The following is a 16,834-nucleotide window of genomic DNA, read 5'->3' on the forward strand; positions in this document are numbered from 1 at the left end:
CAGATGAGTTTTTTAACAGCGCTGTTACGCGCTTATGACAGCAGCTTAGAACAAGGACTAGTAGACAAACAAGAAGGCAATAATACTGTTCTTTTGCCCTTGTATCATACCAATATGAAGTCAGATGGCAATGATATTATTCAGGTGACTTTAACGAACACAGGAGACTTATTTCAGTCTGAATTTTTACCAAAAGGTGAGACAATTATTTTCCCGATAACGGAAGATTCCGTTGTTAGAACTAGTAATAAAGCTAGTCACCCGTTGATAGATAACTTTTCTTATCTCAGTTCTATAAATGAAGAAAAAAATAAGCTATACATTAAAGAATTTAATAAGTGGTATAGTTTTGTTCAGGACAATCAAATTAAGCAGTACTTATCAATTATTAAAAAATTTATGATGAAATCAAACTTTTTGGAAAATATTTTAGATAGTTTGTACGGTAAAGGAAATTATTCACGAAAAGAGTTAAAAATTAGTTACAGTAAAGAAGGGAAGACCAAAAAAACTGATTTGTCAAAGACCTTTTTGACTTTTGCTGTCAATGATTTTATTGGATACAAAACAGTAAAGGTTACTGATTTCGTAAAATTACATGAAAATTATATACAATATGTCGAGGCGCAGGACAGTTCTAGAGGTGTCTGTAATATCAGTGGTGAAGAACAACCACTAACGATGAAGCATCGTGGTTTTTTTGGTAATGCAAAGTTGATTTCTGTCAGTAATAACAAGGAAACCTATAAAGGACGCTTTAAAAATAAAGATGACATTATTCGAGTTGGTCGTAGAACTTCTGAAAAAATCCATCTTATGTTGAAATATTTACTTGAAAACCAAAACAGTCGACGTTGGTTAGGTGGGCAACAATACCTGGTGAACTGGTTTAGCGATGATATTGCTAATGAAAGCCAACTTGATGTCTCTATCGAGAGTATTGTCCCTTTTTCAACGGATGAACCGACCAAGCCAGAGGTAACCTCCTTAGCAAACAAAGAGGTGGGAAAATCGTTTATTCGTGGTGAACAATTGTTTAGTAATGATGCGAATTATTATGCAGCGATTATCGATAAAGCAAGTAATGGACGAATTTCTTTAAAATTTTTCCGAGATTTGCGGGCTTCTCAATTACTAAAGAATCTAAAAAAATGGGAAGAAAGGTATCGCTGGGAGCGATATAACGCACAAGATGGGAAAGTCTACCCAACAACACCTTCTTTATGGCAATTTTTGCAGGTTGCCTATGGAGTAGAACGTAACGGGCGTCTTGAAATAGATAATGATAATTTTAAAAAAGATCAATTTCAAAAACTGGTCATCAGTTTGATAGATGGACAAATGATTCCAGCTAATATCGCTACAGCTTTAAATATGAATATTCGAAAACCTATGAGTTATGGAAGAACTTGGTCGCAAATACAATTTGTAACCTTAGCAGTTTTTAGTCACGAAAATGGAGAGGAGCAAACACCAGTGTTAGATAAAGAAAACACCGATCGGTCTTATTTATTTGGTCGTTTATTGGCAGTATTGGATCGGACAGAAGCAGCAACTTATAATCGGATGGGCTCTGATGGACAAAGTAGAGCCGACTCGGATAAGCGTCGTGTAACAAATGCACAAAAATTTTGGACTTCTTATACAAACCATCCAGCTAAGACAATGCAAACGTTAATTGAAAAGACAAAAAATTATGAAAAAACATTAAAAAGTAATAGTTGGGGATTGTTTCTTAAATTAGACCAGGAAAAACAGGAAATTATAAATCTACTGAACGATTATCACCTGGATTCGGCCGATTTGAACAAGCCGCTTGATTATCATTTTATTTTTGGCTATTATGCTGAAACTCAATTTTTATTTACAAAAACAGAAAAAAGTGAAAGTGAGGAATTAGAAAATGTTAACGAATAAGGTAGATTTTATTGCAACAATTGAGGTAAACAATGCGAATCCAAATGGAGATCCATTGGCTGGGAACATGCCAAGAACGGATTCTAATGGGTACGGACTTATTAGTGACGTAGCGATTAAACGTAAGATACGAAATCGTATGCAAGACCAAGGTAATGATATTTTTGTAAAATCGAGAGATCATGCGGATGATGGATTTAATTCATTGCAGAAAAGGTTTGAGAATGAATTTGGTAAAGAGTCAGATGAAGAAGTGGAAAATAAATCCAACGAAAACTGGTTAGACGTTCGCTCTTTCGGTCAAGTAATCACCTATCAGAATCGATCTATTGGTATTCGCGGTCCGATCTCTGTTTCTATGGCGAAATCACTAGATCCGATTGAAATTACAAGTATGCAGATTACTCGCAGTGCTAATAGTATGGAGCCTAAAGGAACTTCTTCTCGTTCTTCTGACACAATGGGAACAAAACATTTTGTAGAATATGGGGTATATGTTGTTTTTGGTTCGGCGAATGTGTTCTTTTCTGAAAAAACGGGCTTTAGTGAGGATGACTTAAAAGTGATTAAAGAGTCTTTACTAACATTATTTGCAAATGATGCTTCCTCGGCTCGTCCAGAAGGCTCAATGGCAGTTAAAGAACTTTTCTGGTTTATTCATTCCAATAAACTAGGGAATGTTTCAAGTGCCAAAATTCATGAACTACTAGAATATGATCGTTCGACAATGGAACATACAAATTATGAAGATTACCAAATTAAATTGAATCAAGAAAAGCTAGCTGAGTATAAAGATAAAGGGTTGCAAGTGGAAATCATTGAAGGATTATAATTATGGAATATATTGAGGATGAATACCTGATGTTATCAGGTATTCAGCATTACTATTTTTGTGAGCGACAATGGGGACTTATTCATATTGATCAACAGTGGGCAGAGAATACTTATACTGTGGAAGGTCAACAATTACACACGAAAGCAGATAATCCAACAGTTAAAGAAAAAAGGAAAGATATGTTTATTTCACGTGCGATTCGCGTCTCTTCAGGTAGCTTAGGATTGTCAGGTATTTTAGACGTAGTTGAGTTTTACAAAGATGAAAAAGGAATTTCTTTTCAGTCAAAACGAGGAAAATGGCAACCTTATATTGTTGAATATAAGCGTGGTAAACCTAAAAAAGATGAAAGAGACATTGTTCAATTAGTTGCAGAAGTGATGTGCCTTGAAGAAACATTAGCTTGTCATATATCAAGTAGCTATTTATTTTATCACAGCGTAAATAAAAAAATAAGAGTGGAAATTACAGATAGACTACGTGATCTAGTTAGCGATTTTTGTGCAAAAATGCATTTTTATTACCAACATAAAAAGGTACCTAATGCAGAATATTTTAAAAACTGTCGACTGTGTTCATTGTATGATATTTGTATGCCCAGGATGAGTAAAAAACCAAAAAATATTGATAATTATATTGAAAATGCTATCCATAATGAGAGATGAGGGAAATATATGCGAAAACTATTAAATACATTATATCTTACTCAAGAGGATTATTATTTATCACGTGAGCGCGACAATATTGTTATAAAGCAAGAGGGTAAAATAGTGAGTCGTTTTCCTTATCGAATTATAGAAAATATTATTTGCTTTTCCTACCTGGGAACTTCTCCATCTCTTGTTCAACTATGTAATGAAAATAATATCCATTTAACCTTTTTAACACCAAATGGTAAATTTTGTGGACGTTTTGTTGGTATGACAAATGGGAATGTATTATTAAGGCGGGAACAATATAGGATTGCAGATGACGATGTAAGATCCATTGAGTATGCAAAAAGAAGTTTACTCGCTAAACTTTCTAATTCAAGGAAATATGTGTTGCGATTTAGACGTGATCATAATGAAAAGATAGATGGGTCCTTATTTAGTAATGTTGACAAAGAACTGTTAAAAAGTATTGAATTAGTAAAGAATGCAAAAGACAAAGATAGTCTAAGAGGCATTGAAGGCAATGCAGCTAATACATACTTTAGGGTTTTTAATGACTTTGTACTTGGAAATAAAGGCGATTTTCAATTTAAAGGTCGAAGCAAACGTCCTCCGCTAGATTGTGTGAATGCTATGCTTTCTTTTGGTTATAGTTTGTTAACCAACGAATGTCAATCGGCTTTAGAAACTGTGGGATTAGACAGTTACGTCGGTTTTTTTCACACAGACCGTCCAGGCAGAGCAAGCATGGCCCTAGACCTAGTCGAAGAGTTTCGTAGTTATATTGTGGATCGATTTGTTTTTTCTTTAATTAATAAGCGACAAATTGCAAGAAAACATTTTGATGTAAAAGAAAATGGTAGTGTATTTTTGAATGATAAAGGAAGAAGTGCTTTTATTAAAGAATGGCAAGCGCGTAAGCAAACTGAAGTCATTCATCCTTTTATTAATGAAAAAGTAAAACTAATGCTGTTACCATATGTACAAGCACAGTTAATGGCAAAAGCAATTCGCGATGATTTACCTAGTTACCCACCTTTTATGGCATGAGCATAGTGGTAAATAGTCAAGATAAAAAATGAAAATCTTTCTTGGTTAAAACCTAAAAAAGAGATCACTGAACTAGACCTGCGTAAATCAAGCGTTTTCACAGGTCGTTTCCTAAGAAGTACGCAAATAACGTTTATGTTATTTTTCTATCACGCTCCTAGGAGGCGTATAGAGTTGATGGTTACGTAACAGCGTATCCACCAAGCGCACAAATTTTCTTGCAGTTAAAACGATGGCTCTTTTATGTTGGTGTTTGGGTGTTTCTTGATATTTTTTACGGTAATACATTTGATATTCCGGAAGATAGTGTCTCACAGAGTTGGCAGCTTCAACTAAGTAATAACGAAAATAACGATTTCCTTTTTTCGTCAATGGCGTATTCTCCCGTGAATGTTTACCGGATTCGTGTTTTTTCCAGAAAAGCCCAGCATATTTCGCTAAATGGGCCTGGTCTTTAAAACGTTCGATTTGACCGATTTCAGCTAATAACCCAGCCGCATAAACTTTGCCCACGCCGGGAATGCTGGTTAAGCATTGATATTCTGGAATGGCTTGGACAAGGTCTTCAATGGCCTTATCCAAATCCTTAATCGCTTTTTCTAAGCCGCGGATTTCTCGAACGAAAACACTTAAAACGATATCGACCGATTGGTTGACCGCTTTATCTAGCCGGTAGGACGTACGGACGGCCTTTTGAATAGTTTTCGCTAGATCTTGAGGGTCTTTAAAACGACCGCGCCCTTTCTTTTGAAGCCAATCCGCTAAATCATCTAAAGGGAGCTGTGCGAGATCATCCATCGAAAGATCTTGAGTAAATAGCTCCATGATTGCGGCACTAAAGACCGTTGTGCTTCCGGGCGCGTCACGTAATTCCTTTTTTAAGGTATTACACTTATACGAAAGATTTTCGATAAAGTGTTGTTTGACTTCAACCAGTTGGCATACGGTTTGATAACGTGCACGCGTCAAACGTTGTAAGGCCATATATTTTTCTTCTTTTACTGGAGACGTCGTATAATGCTGGTTTCTTAAATAATCAGCGATCATAAAGGCATCAATCGTATCGGTCTTGTCCGTATCAAACATTTTGGCATATTGTTTGATACGATGTGGATTTTCGATGGTCGTAATGGCCTGAATTTCCTGGAGTTGTTCATCTTGATGGAAATTCATGGCTGGATGATAGCTGTACATGGATGTTGCTTCCATACCAATCACGACTTTGTCAAAATCATAGATTTGGTGTAGCTGTAAGATTTGTTTCTTTAAAGCCGTCGCACCTAAAGTGTCATTGACATAGCTGGTTTGGCATAGAATATTTTTTTCGTCGTCTAGAAAACAACTGTCTAGTTTTTCGGAGCTGACATCGATTCCTACAAAACATTTCATGAGGGAAGGACCTCCTTTCTAAAATTTTTAGGAAAATGCTTCGATACTGTGGGCTTCCCGAGATACACGTTGTATAACCACAACCTCGCGTACAAGAATATGATAGCCAAAGTTTAAGAGCTGCGTTCGAATCTTCTGTTAAAGATAAGCTTAAACGAAGGCAAAAACAAATAGTGTGTTGGTAGTATAACAACGGTCTGGGTTACATGCTTATGATCGTAGACAAGCTACAGGAGGCAATAGCACTATCCCATGTGGATCCTTTCCACAGACAATTATATCTCAGAAACCACACAATATCGAAACAAGCTCCCATAAAGAAGTGCGTATCACTCATTAAGATCCCCACGCTTCTTTGGACCAAACGAAAGAAAAACAACTATGCTTTGATGTTATTTATTTATTTTTCAAAGAATCAATCGTAAGACATCAGAAATGATGCTTACAAATATATTTTACGAGGAGGTATGCTTATGATGGTTTTGGTTACTTATGATGTAAATACAGAAACGAAGCAAGGTAGAAAGCGTTTGAGACATGTAGCTAACTTATGTGTTGATTACGGACAACGGGTGCAAAATTCTGTTTTTGAATGTTCAGTTGTTCCAGCAGAATTTGTCGAACTAAAAGGAAAATTAGCCAATATTATTAATCCGGAGCTTGACAGTATTCGTTTTTATTTGTTAGGAAAAAACTGGCAGAACAGAGTAGAACAAATCGGAAATAATGATAGTTATGATCCAGATAAAGATGTTTTATTGTTGTAAATTAATTTTGTGCGAGTCGACGTTACACATAAATTACTAAGTCGGTTCGCGAGAAATTGTTGTTATTTTGGAGAAATGAGTACTATTTTTATTATTTATTAACGAATTTCTTCATTTAAAATGGAGAAAAACCGCATGACTTCCGCGGTCGCTCTCTTCATGAGAGCGTGGATTGAAATCCGTGATAATTTGGATCGCCTGGACGATAGCCTGAGTCGCTCTCTTCATGAGAGCGTGGATTGAAATAACTGTAAAGCCTTGAATTACGCCACCTAAAATCGGTCGCTCTCTTCATGAGAGCGTGGATTGAAATAGATTTTTGATATAAAGTAACTAAGGCTGTAATTGTCGCTCTCTTCATGAGAGCGTGGATTGAAATAGGACGTGACAGTAGAAGCTATCATAATGGGAGCAGTCGCTCTCTTCATGAGAGCGTGGATTGAAATTAAATGATGACGGTGGGAAAGAATTTATCCCTAAAGTCGCTCTCTTCATGAGAGCGTGGATTGAAATGAAAATATGGGCTTTACAGCACAAGAAACAGAAGGTCGCTCTCTTCATGAGAGCGTGGATTGAAATTTATAGTGGCCAACGTCGTTATGTCGCTATGACAAGTCGCTCTCTTCATGAGAGCGTGGATTGAAATGGTGTAACTCTCGACTATTTACATGGTAGAGAAGCCGTCGCTCTCTTCATGAGAGCGTGGATTGAAATACAAAGTTTAGAGATAGATATTTGATAAACTGCTGTCGCTCTCTTCATGAGAGCGTGGATTGAAATATCTGTTGCTACGCTTCAAGGATTCTTGGACGACGTGTCGCTCTCTTCATGAGAGCGTGGATTGAAATACAAAGTTTAGAGATAGATATTTGATAAACTGCTGTCGCTCTCTTCATGAGAGCGTGGATTGAAATATCTGTTGCTACGCTTCAAGGATTCTTGGACGACGTGTCGCTCTCTTCATGAGAGCGTGGATTGAAATGCTTTCGAGCGCGACTTGATACGTGCCACTAGCGGTCGCTCTCTTCATGAGAGCGTGGATTGAAATAATACGAGGGCCATCGGTTTAGATACGAAACAAAAGTCGCTCTCTTCATGAGAGCGTGGATTGAAATCGATGAGAAAATTTACAAAAGCATTGACCAAAAACAGTCGCTCTCTTCATGAGAGCGTGGATTGAAATTCAAAAACCAGATAGTGAGGGAGGTACGCAAGGCAAGTCGCTCTCTTCATGAGAGCGTGGATTGAAATATTGTTTAATATTAAAGACGGCGTACAATATATCGTCGCTCTCTTCATGAGAGCGTGGATTGAAATAACATCTGAACCAGCATTTGATGGAAATACTTGACAGTCGCTCTCTTCATGAGAGCGTGGATTGAAATAATCTGAGGCAGAAGCCGAATGGTCGGACTGGAAGTCGCTCTCTTCATGAGAGCGTGGATTGAAATTACAATAAATGTAGCGGTTTCTTTATTATTTGCCAGTCGCTCTCTTCATGGGAGCGTGGTATGTGTCAAGTTTATTGAGGTTGAATAAAAAATCGTCTTTTGGGGGAAACACTAAGTTGTTTTTCAACCTCAATTTTCTTCGATTTTCCCTTATTATTACTCAAGTTTCGCACATAAAAAAATAGGATAATCCATTGCCAGATCTGGGCCTGCATTGAATTCAATCGCCTTCTTGACTTTTTTAACAAAAGATACAAAAAGAACTCGCTTTGTTTTATAATTGATTTACCACAAATCAAAGACAAAGGAGTTCTTGCCCTTATGATACACTTAAAAGCCATCAAAAATCAATTACCAAATGAAGTAAAAGCGACTTTTTCCGAATTAAAGGTGCCTTCCTTTTTGCGTCAAGCTCACATCCACAAGCAAAAAGGCTATTCCGTCGCAGTCATCTTTACTTTTCTTTTTTCTTTAGTCTTTAAAGGCAAATCGCTTCATCAAGTCCTTTCTGGACGTGAGGCGGACCAATGGATGAAAAAAGATACGGTCTATCGTTTGATGAACGATCCTCACAATAACTGGCGGACCTTTCTTCTTCGTTTCAGTACTTCGGTGATCGAAAAGATCCATCGTCTGACGGATCCTCAAACTCATCTACGCACCTTGATTTTAGACGATTCTACCTTTTATCGAAATCGGAGTCAAAAAGTCCCTGGTTTAGCCCGTCTATGGGATCATGCCTTGCAAAAAGGCTACAAAGGATATCGTATGCTCACGTTGGGCTTTTCCGATGGGTATTCGTTTCTGCCTATTGATTTTAGTTTGCTTTCTGGCAATAAAAAAGTCCAGCCCACCATCTCTGTACAAGACCAGCGAACCGTGGGCGCTCGTCGATTCAAAGAAGCGCAGCGTCCCATGCCTGAAGTGGCGGTTGAAATGGTGGCACGTGCCCTTGATCAGGGCATTTATGCCACGCATGTGCTCATGGACAAGTGGTTTACTTGTCCGAAAATGATCGATCGGTTACACGATTTAGGCATTCATACGATAGGGATGATGAAAAACGGAAAAACAAAATATCTCTACCAAGGGCGTTTTTATAAATTAAGCGAACTCTACCAAAAATCGACGGAAGAAGTAACTGCTGAAGCTATTCTTTCGTCCATTATCGTCCAGCCCTGTGCTGGTCAGCATCCTGTGAAGATCGTTTTTGTGAAAAACCACAGTAAACAAAGTGCCTGGTTAGCCATTATGACGGATGATCTGACGCTGTCTTCTCAAGAGATCGTCAAAACCTATTCTTTACGGTGGGATATCGAAACATTCTTTAAAGCATCAAAATCACTGCTTCATTTAGCGCAAGAAACACAGACACGGAATTATCAAGCCCTGCTCTGTCACACGACCATTGTATTTACCCGTTATATTCTCTTGAGCTGGCAACAACGCTGTGCCAATGACGAGCGGACACTGGGCGGCTTATTTTATGAACTCGCAGATCAGATGAAAGAACTTGATTGGTCTGTGGCATTGCTTGAGTTGGTCAAGATCATTCAGGCTGTCAGCGAAAAAGCAGAAAGTACACTACAAGACTTTATTGAAAGTCAACTACAACACTGGATCGATACGCTACCCAACTATATCAAGGGTTATCTACCGAATTTGGTGTGCGAAACTTGAGTTATTAATTGATCTAATCCTTTGGAATTGGCCTAAAGGTACACTTTTAGCTTTTCCTAGGTAATCAAGTCATTCGGAAGCATTTCGTGTTGGTTCAACTAATCCTCAAATTCTTGTTTTTTTATACTGTCAATGATTGGCGCTTCATGCTATAGGTTATTTTTCGGTAGGTGCTTTCGATCGTGCCTATACAAGCTTTGGACTCCCTGATTCCTCATGCTTTCAACGGTTTTAGATAAGGCTAATTTTTTTGAAGATAGTGATGCAGTAAACGTAAATGCACTAAGGCCTCGGTTTCCTTTTCTTCGGTCAAGCTCTCCGAGGTATCTAAAACAAGCTGGACCTTTTGCCAATCATAATGTTCGATCGCTCGTATCATCCGATTGGACATCCGAAAGGTGAAAGTTGGAAATGTTTCAAAACTGAACAACACCAAAGTTCAGTTTCTTTCCAGTAAAGTTTAGGAATCATTCTGGAAAAATTTTCCATAAATGAAAAATTTGATTGTTGAGGGCAACAATGACTATACATATCAATGCTTTCTTGAGATATTTTTATTTTTGTTAAACTTTTAAACCTTACTTTAACTTGAAATGATTGAAGTCAGGCTATTCGTACAAAAATATGATATTTGTTTTAAATAATATTTACTCTAAATCAAAAAGATCGATAATCGAATCATCCTCAATGATACGATCAGACTTTACAGAAGAAGCGTTTTCCAAGAGGGAGGACATCTTTTCTTCTACTGATCTTTTCACTAAAGCAGAGGTATCCACCCCCCGTAATTCAAATAAGAGCAAGGGCTCTGAGTCTAATTTAGCGCCTACCGCATACAGTATGGCCGAGACGTGTTTGCACATATAAGCACTGTCGGGGCAACTACAACTAAATTGAATTTCATTCATCTTTGGAAAGAGGCCATTCTCACTTGTTAGAAACACTTTCTCTAATGCTTTAGGGAATTTTCCATAGGCTAAATCTTCTAAGCTTTCAACATGGCCGTTGATTTGTTCTTCCAAGCGTTGATCGGCAATAGGGTCTATGGTAATGATAACTTGATAAAGATTATTGCCGCTACCACTCACGGTTCCAGTGATCAGTCCTTCCTTAATAGCTAAATCAAAAACAAAGCCATTTTTGATATAAGAACGACCTCGAGAAACGCGGTTATCATGGTCTGCATAATATTTTAAATGATTACACCACGCTTTTCCCCAAAAGGACTTAGCGATTTTATTACCATTTATAGTAATAGGAACGGCATTTGGATGCTTTTTTTGATAGCTTCTTCTTTTTGTTGTTGCTCTGTCCCTTTTTTCTGCGATACTTTCATATTCATAAAAGTCGTAGCTAGACATGATCAGTTCGCCTCCAAAGTGAATAATTGTTTCAATTCTTGGTTACTCATTTCCGTTAGCCAATTTTCACCGCTTGTTTCAGAAATAAGATCATTAGAGAGTTGTGTTTTTTCGGATAACATTTCATCAATCTTTTCTTCGATGGTTCCTGTTGTGACAAATTTATAAACAAAAACATTTTTTTCCTGGCCAATTCGAAAAGCTCGGTCTGTTGCTTGATTTTCAACTGCCGGGTTCCACCAACGATCAAAGTGAATCACATGGTTGGCGGCGGTTAAGTTAACACCTACACCGCCTGCTTTGATTGATAATACCATATAAGGGGTGTAGGATTCTGATGAGTTAAACTCTTGGACATATTGCGCTCTTTTTTTTGCTGGCACGCTTCCGTGTAAGACAAGGCCTGATTTGCCAAAAACTTCCGCTAGAAATTCATTTAAAGGTTCACACATTTCTTTAAACTGCGTAAAAATTAGTACCTGTTCATGTTTATCCCGGATCGTTTCGCATAGGGCACGTAAGTTTTCAAATTTTCCACTGAGGTTCGGTCGAAACTCTTGGTTGCCTAGATATTGGTCAGGATGGTTACAAATTTGTTTAAACTTGGAAATAGCAGATAGAATCATTCCCTTTCGTTGAATCCCTTCAGAGTCTTCCAAGGATTTTTCAATCTCACGCTGTACGCCTTTATATAGAGCTACTTGTTTTTTTGAAAGTCCAATGTATTCTTTTTGCTCATTTTTTGCTGGTAAATCAGAAATGATCTGTTGGTCGGTTTTCAAACGTCGTAAAATAAATGGTGAAATCATTTTTCTTAAAGCGCCGTAATCCATGCCTTTTTTGATTTGAGAGCTAAATTCTTTTTTTGTGCCTAACAATCCCTGGTTTAAAAAGTCAAAGACACTCCACAAGTCCGATAATCGATTTTCAATAGGCGTTCCTGTCATGGCGATTTTAGCACGTGCGTGCAAAGCTTTCACGTTTTTCGTTTGTTTTGTTCCGGGGTTTTTAATGGCTTGAGCTTCATCTAAAATGAGTAAGTCAAAAGTCTTTTCATAAAGAGCCGCGATTTTACTTACCATGCCATAAGTCGTAATGAACAGATCAGCTGTGGCATCCTGCATATCAGTTTGTTTTCCGTGTAAGATTTGCACGTTTAAATTAGGCGCAAATCTAGCTGCTTCTTTTCTCCAATTTTCGATGAGAGAAGCTGGAATGATTAGAAGCGCACGAGTACCTTGATTTTTTAAAGCATCTAATAAAGCTAAAATTTGTACAGTTTTTCCTAAGCCCATATCATCAGCGAGCAAAGCTCCGAAAGATTGGTTTTGCATAAACTTCAACCAATTATAGCCGACACGCTGATAAGGTCGTAGTTCAGCTTGGAATGTAGTTGCGGGTTCTGCCTGGTCGATTTTCCTTGGCATTGTCATTTGAGTAAATACCTGATTTAACCATTGTCCGTTATTTATTTCGATAGGTTGGTTCTCTTCAGAATCTGTATTTATTTGCTGGTTTCGTAAGGCTTCGAATAGCGTCCATTGCGTATTTTCTTGTTCTTCAAAAGTATCGAGCAAATCTTGTAATTTTTCATGATTAATTTCAATCCATTTTCCTTTTAAAAAAGCGAGTCCTTCGTCTTGTTGTAAAAGTGATTCGATCTCGGCTTTTGAATAGCGATCTTGGCCTAGATACAGTTCTGGTTGACTTGAGAGAAGAGAATCCATGCCGAGATAACTTGGCTGTTGATCTCCTAGAGTTACCTTGACAGAAGCTTGATATTCTTTTTTCCAAAAGTCAGGAATGCGACAAATAACTCCGCTTTCTTCATAAATAGGCGTTTCTTTTAAAAATTGATATGCTTCTTGTTCATTAAATCCTAAAGGAGAAAATAACTCACCGGATTCAACTAACTGGGAGATAAAAGTGGACTCATCAGCAACTCGGCCCACTGCAGAAAGTAATGAGAAAATTTCAGTTGAATTTTCAAATTCTGAAAGAGCGTTTTTTAGCGGTCTATGATTCACTTTTCCATTTTGCAGTGTGGCATAAGTAGCTAAAAAAGCGAAAGGAGTGGGGCCTTGCTTACGCTCAATCAAGTGGAAATAGACTCTTCCGGCGGTTGTTAAATTTTGATTTTTTGACTGAACATAATCTGCTACACTTCCTTGGAAATTTTTCATTTCCTCAGCAAAAATGTTCGCCAATTCTTGGTGAATGGCCTGAAGCCATGAAATGGTGACAAATTCATAACCGATAACAAAAGGGACCTCATTTACTAAGGTTTGGTAAAAATGTTTCGCTGGGAAACGGAACTTACGGGTAATTTCGATTTCTCCGTCTTTTTTTAATTGGTGGACAAAGCTTTGCGCCACTTGTAATAAGTAGTCGATGGAAGGATCAGTTTTGCTTATTCTCTCTGCAAAGCCTTGTTCGTAAAGTGTGCGAAAGGGTTCATTTTTTAAACGATATTCAAATGGCGTTGTAGGTTGTTCAATAGAAAAACCTGTCTTTGTAAAAATTGCTTGTGCCACAGTTCATACCTCTTTTTGTTTTAATTATTATATAGTCATTTTATCACATTCTATTGCTAAGGATACAAGTTCTGGGCAATTTAAAAATTCTAAAAGAGAACAAACTTACTTTTTGCACCATTTTGTCATTACTAGTATAATAACTTTGTTTTGAATAGAAATGGAATACATAAATTAGGAGAGTTTATAAATGACTAAGAATTTTTGGGCAGAATTACCGAAGCCCTTTTTTATTTTAGCGCCGATGGAAGATGTGACAGATGTCGCTTTTCGTCATGTGATAAAAGAAGCTGGTGCGCCGGATGTTTATTTTACTGAGTTTACCAACTCGGATAGCTATTGTCACCCGGATGGTAGGCAAAGTGTCCAAGGTCGCCTGACTTTTACTGAAGATGAAAAACCGATCGTGGCACATATTTGGGGAGATAAACCTGAATATTTCCGTGAGATGAGTCTTGGTTTAGCCGAAATGGGCTTTAGTGGTGTTGATATTAACATGGGGTGTCCGGTTCGTAATGTGGTAAGACGCGGGAAAGGTAGTGGTCTGATTTTACGACCAGAAGTCGCTACTGAGTTGATTGATGCAGCCAAAGCTGGCGACTTACCGGTTAGTGTGAAAACACGGATCGGCTATGAGCAAATGGATGAAATGGAAGAATGGATCACCCATTTATTAGAACAAGATATCGTGAATTTATCGATTCATCTGCGAACACGTAAAGAGATGAGTAAGGCAGATGCTCATTGGGATATGATTCCACAGATTGTAGCGATTCGTGATCGGATTGCGCCGCAAACTTTGATTACAATTAATGGAGATATCCCTGATCGCCAAACAGGGTTAGAACTCGTGGAAAAATATGGCGTGGACGGCGTTATGATAGGTCGTGGCGTTTTTAACAATCCTTTTGCTTTCGAAACACAGCCTAAAGAACACAGTGTGCAAGAATATATTGATTTGTTGCGCTTGCAACTTGATTTACAAGACTATTATAGTGAAACTGTTCCTCGCCCTGTTGCTGGCTTACGTCGTTTCTTTAAAATTTATATTAAAGGCTTTCCGGGCGCTAGCGATTTGCGAGCTGAATTGATGCAAACAGAAACAACGGATGAAATACGCGAAACTTTGGCTAACTTTTTTCAAAATACTTCTATCGCAAGTTAATGAGACGCTTCTATTTAGGAGCGTCTTTTTTTATCTAAAAGACAGGTAGAGAAATGGAAAAACGCTCCCTATCTTTACAATCTCAGGGAGCAAAACGAAAAAGTACCCCCTATCTTTGCAATCATGGGGAGTGAATTAGCATTTCATTCCCTATCTTTTCTGATTTTTGTTTGATTTTTTTACTTATTTCCATTTTATCCTTAATAACAGGGAGTGTATAAACGAAACGCTCCCTATCTTTGCAATCTCAGGGAAAAAAATGAAAAAACACTCCCTGTCTTTTCAATCACAGGGAGCAAATTCGTATTTTACTCCCTGTTCTATTGAAAAAATTTTGAATTGTTAGACAATTTATTCATGACTTTATCTTAAGCTAATGCTACAATAACGGACAAAGCAAGCAAAAGGGAGGGGAAATAGATGAGTGTGGAGTTTAAAAGTCTCTTAAACTTACCTTCTTTAAGAGAAGCAGAAGTAGTTGCAGGTGTAGACGGTCTAAAAAGGCAAGTATCTTCTATTACAGTATTAGAGCAATCAAATGTTGCCAAATTAAGGGAAGAATTATTTAATCAAGAAGATAAATACGGAAGTGAGATTGTTATTAGTGGGCTAATGACAATTTCTCATGACATTGATGCTCAAGTAGAAATGATCCAACATTTGCAACGTGAAGGAGAAATAGGCTTAATTCTTTATTATGTAGGTGTTTTTATTCCAGAAATAGACCAACGTTTACTGGATACGTGTAATAAATTAAACTTTCCACTGATTGTGATGCCAGAAGGAGAGCCTTCTTTACGTTATAGTGAAGTTATTTATGAAGTGGTAGAAGCTATTGTCAAACAAGAAATGGTCGAAACAAGTTTTTCTAATCAAATGGTGGAACAAATTTCTAAACTTCCTGCCAACCAGCGTAACGCAGATACGATGTTAAAAATGTTAACCGATCGAACACATAGTTCTATTGTATTAACGGATATGCGAGGCCAAATTATTAATGCAGGTACTTGGCCAAGTATTAGTACTTTGGATCTGTCTTATATGGTTAAACAAACAACAGGTACTAACATTCAATCGATAGAAACTGTTTCTGCTGTGAAGCGAACGATTTTTCATAGTGGGATGGAAGCTATCCAGTTTTATATGTTTAAGGAAAATCAACCATTAACTGAAAATATGGTGGAACAAGCCGCGGAAGTGGTGCAAATCTTTATGAACTTATGGGGTCAAAATTATGAAGCAGTCAACACACAAGAACTGGTCAAAGCGATTTTGAATGACGAAAGTGTCAAGATGCGTCGATTAGGCGCTGTTTTACATATAGACGTGGGAAATATTTCCAACGTGTGGTTTGTTCATGTAGAAGAGCCTACTTTACAAGCAATAGTAATGCGGCAATTAAAAGAAGAAATGACTTCACACTTTAACGTTTTACTCGTAGAATTGTTTGAACAGATAATTGCGGTATTTATGGATGAAGGAAAAACCAATGAAGGTTTTGATATGATTGCCTTTGAAGTATCTAAAAAGCTACAGCAAGAAGGGATTTGTCATACCATTGTGCAATATTTAGGCATGGGTACAACCAGTGATGTACAGGCTGCTTATAGCAAAATGAAAGAATACTTTGAGCAGGCGAAATTTTTGTATCCTAAACAAAGGATGTTTACGCAGCTACACTTTCAGTTTGTAGCAGAGTGCGAAAAGAGGATCGCTGAAGGAGAAAAATCCATTCATCAAGCACTAGGGCCGTTGCAGCCATTAATAAAACAGCCCGAATTGCTAGATACCTTAGCTGTTTTCTTACTAGATGCACAAAGTCACTATGCTAAAGCGGGTAAATTACTATATGTACACATGAATACAATCAAATATCGAATCAAAAGAATCAACGAGTTGGTGCATTATTCCGTAACTAAATTACCTGAGAGTTTAACTTATTACCGTGCTATTGCCATCTGGCGTTTATTAAAAAATACAGAAAAAAGATAGATCAAGAGATGATTTTTGTCGATATTGACAAAACATCTCT

At 37.5% G+C, this 16,834-nt stretch carries 11 protein-coding genes, 1 pseudogene and 1 CRISPR repeat array; of the genes and pseudogenes, 8 read left to right on the forward strand and 4 right to left on the reverse strand.

Annotated elements, in window-relative coordinates:
- Positions 1-3 precede the first annotated feature (3 nt).
- From cas8c to cas1c, 4 genes are read left to right on the forward strand one after another with little or no spacing between them, the layout of a single operon-like run.
- Positions 4-1,917: a type I-C CRISPR-associated protein Cas8c/Csd1 gene (gene cas8c, locus AC806_RS02340; protein WP_069028702.1), complete on the forward strand. Its 1,914-nt coding sequence runs from the start codon at positions 4-6 to the stop codon at positions 1,915-1,917.
- The gene (cas7c, locus tag AC806_RS02345; RefSeq protein ID WP_069028703.1) at positions 1,904-2,749 is read left to right on the forward strand and encodes a type I-C CRISPR-associated protein Cas7/Csd2; all 846 of its coding nucleotides are present in this window, start codon (positions 1,904-1,906) and stop codon (positions 2,747-2,749) included. Before cas8c ends, cas7c begins: the two co-directional genes overlap by 14 nt.
- 2 nt (positions 2,750-2,751) lie before the next feature.
- Positions 2,752-3,417 carry a CRISPR-associated protein Cas4 gene (cas4, locus tag AC806_RS02350; protein WP_069028704.1) on the forward strand — a complete coding sequence of 222 codons (666 nt, stop codon included), beginning with the start codon at positions 2,752-2,754 and terminating at the stop codon, positions 3,415-3,417.
- A gap of 9 nt (positions 3,418-3,426) precedes the next feature.
- On the forward strand, positions 3,427-4,455 hold the full coding sequence (gene cas1c / locus AC806_RS02355; RefSeq protein WP_069028705.1) for a type I-C CRISPR-associated endonuclease Cas1c: 1,029 nt from the start codon (positions 3,427-3,429) through the stop codon (positions 4,453-4,455).
- A 138-nt stretch (positions 4,456-4,593) separates the two neighbouring features.
- Here cas1c and AC806_RS02360 read toward each other — a convergent pair whose 3' ends face one another.
- Positions 4,594-5,844 carry an IS110 family RNA-guided transposase gene (locus AC806_RS02360; protein WP_069028706.1) on the reverse strand — a complete coding sequence of 417 codons (1,251 nt, stop codon included), beginning with the start codon at positions 5,842-5,844 and terminating at the stop codon, positions 4,594-4,596.
- Between the two features lie 473 nt (positions 5,845-6,317).
- Here AC806_RS02360 and cas2 point away from each other — a divergent pair, with 473 nt between their 5' ends.
- The gene (cas2, locus tag AC806_RS02365) at positions 6,318-6,611 is read left to right on the forward strand and encodes a CRISPR-associated endonuclease Cas2 (protein WP_068710726.1); all 294 of its coding nucleotides are present in this window, start codon (positions 6,318-6,320) and stop codon (positions 6,609-6,611) included.
- Between the two features lie 147 nt (positions 6,612-6,758).
- Positions 6,759-8,062: a CRISPR direct-repeat array (repeat unit 32 nt; unit sequence GTCGCTCTCTTCATGAGAGCGTGGATTGAAAT).
- A 321-nt stretch (positions 8,063-8,383) separates the two neighbouring features.
- Positions 8,384-9,742 (forward strand): IS4-like element ISTeha3 family transposase, encoded by a 1,359-nt coding sequence (locus tag AC806_RS02370; protein ID WP_014123593.1) that lies wholly within the window; start codon positions 8,384-8,386, stop codon positions 9,740-9,742.
- A gap of 101 nt (positions 9,743-9,843) precedes the next feature.
- Here AC806_RS02370 and AC806_RS11830 read toward each other — a convergent pair.
- The 3 genes and pseudogenes from AC806_RS11830 to AC806_RS02380 all read right to left on the reverse strand — a co-directional run.
- Positions 9,844-10,127 (reverse strand): annotated as a pseudogene (locus AC806_RS11830) (ISLre2-like element ISTeha1 family transposase); the annotation flags it as partial.
- Positions 10,128-10,389: 262 nt separating this feature from the next.
- Positions 10,390-11,103, reverse strand: coding sequence for an SWIM zinc finger family protein (locus tag AC806_RS02375; protein WP_061840043.1), 714 nt, complete (start codon positions 11,101-11,103; stop codon positions 10,390-10,392).
- A 2-nt stretch (positions 11,104-11,105) separates the two neighbouring features.
- A complete protein-coding gene (locus AC806_RS02380) occupies positions 11,106-13,637 on the reverse strand; it encodes a DEAD/DEAH box helicase (RefSeq protein ID WP_014123885.1) in 2,532 nt (843 codons plus the stop codon).
- A gap of 190 nt (positions 13,638-13,827) precedes the next feature.
- Here AC806_RS02380 and AC806_RS02385 point away from each other — a divergent pair, with 190 nt between their 5' ends.
- Both AC806_RS02385 and AC806_RS02390 read left to right on the forward strand, forming a co-directional pair.
- Positions 13,828-14,802, forward strand: coding sequence for a tRNA dihydrouridine synthase (locus tag AC806_RS02385; RefSeq protein ID WP_069028707.1), 975 nt, complete (start codon positions 13,828-13,830; stop codon positions 14,800-14,802).
- Between the two features lie 420 nt (positions 14,803-15,222).
- A complete protein-coding gene (locus AC806_RS02390) occupies positions 15,223-16,794 on the forward strand; it encodes a PucR family transcriptional regulator (protein WP_069028708.1) in 1,572 nt (523 codons plus the stop codon).
- Positions 16,795-16,834 lie beyond the last annotated feature (40 nt).

It is taken from the genome of Tetragenococcus halophilus, assembly GCF_001712815.1.
GTDB lineage: Bacteria > Bacillota > Bacilli > Lactobacillales > Enterococcaceae > Tetragenococcus > Tetragenococcus halophilus.

Coding starts and splice junctions, on each gene's coding strand:
- cas8c (WP_069028702.1), top strand. CDS start 4: ATGAGTTTTTTAACAGCGCTGTTACGCGCTTATGACAGCAGCTTAGAA.
- cas7c (WP_069028703.1), top strand. CDS start 1,904: ATGTTAACGAATAAGGTAGATTTTATTGCAACAATTGAGGTAAACAAT.
- cas4 (WP_069028704.1), top strand. CDS start 2,752: ATGGAATATATTGAGGATGAATACCTGATGTTATCAGGTATTCAGCAT.
- cas1c (WP_069028705.1), top strand. CDS start 3,427: ATGCGAAAACTATTAAATACATTATATCTTACTCAAGAGGATTATTAT.
- AC806_RS02360 (WP_069028706.1), bottom strand. CDS start 5,844: ATGAAATGTTTTGTAGGAATCGATGTCAGCTCCGAAAAACTAGACAGT.
- cas2 (WP_068710726.1), top strand. CDS start 6,318: ATGATGGTTTTGGTTACTTATGATGTAAATACAGAAACGAAGCAAGGT.
- AC806_RS02370 (WP_014123593.1), top strand. CDS start 8,384: ATGATACACTTAAAAGCCATCAAAAATCAATTACCAAATGAAGTAAAA.
- AC806_RS02375 (WP_061840043.1), bottom strand. CDS start 11,103: ATGTCTAGCTACGACTTTTATGAATATGAAAGTATCGCAGAAAAAAGG.
- AC806_RS02385 (WP_069028707.1), top strand. CDS start 13,828: ATGACTAAGAATTTTTGGGCAGAATTACCGAAGCCCTTTTTTATTTTA.
- AC806_RS02390 (WP_069028708.1), top strand. CDS start 15,223: ATGAGTGTGGAGTTTAAAAGTCTCTTAAACTTACCTTCTTTAAGAGAA.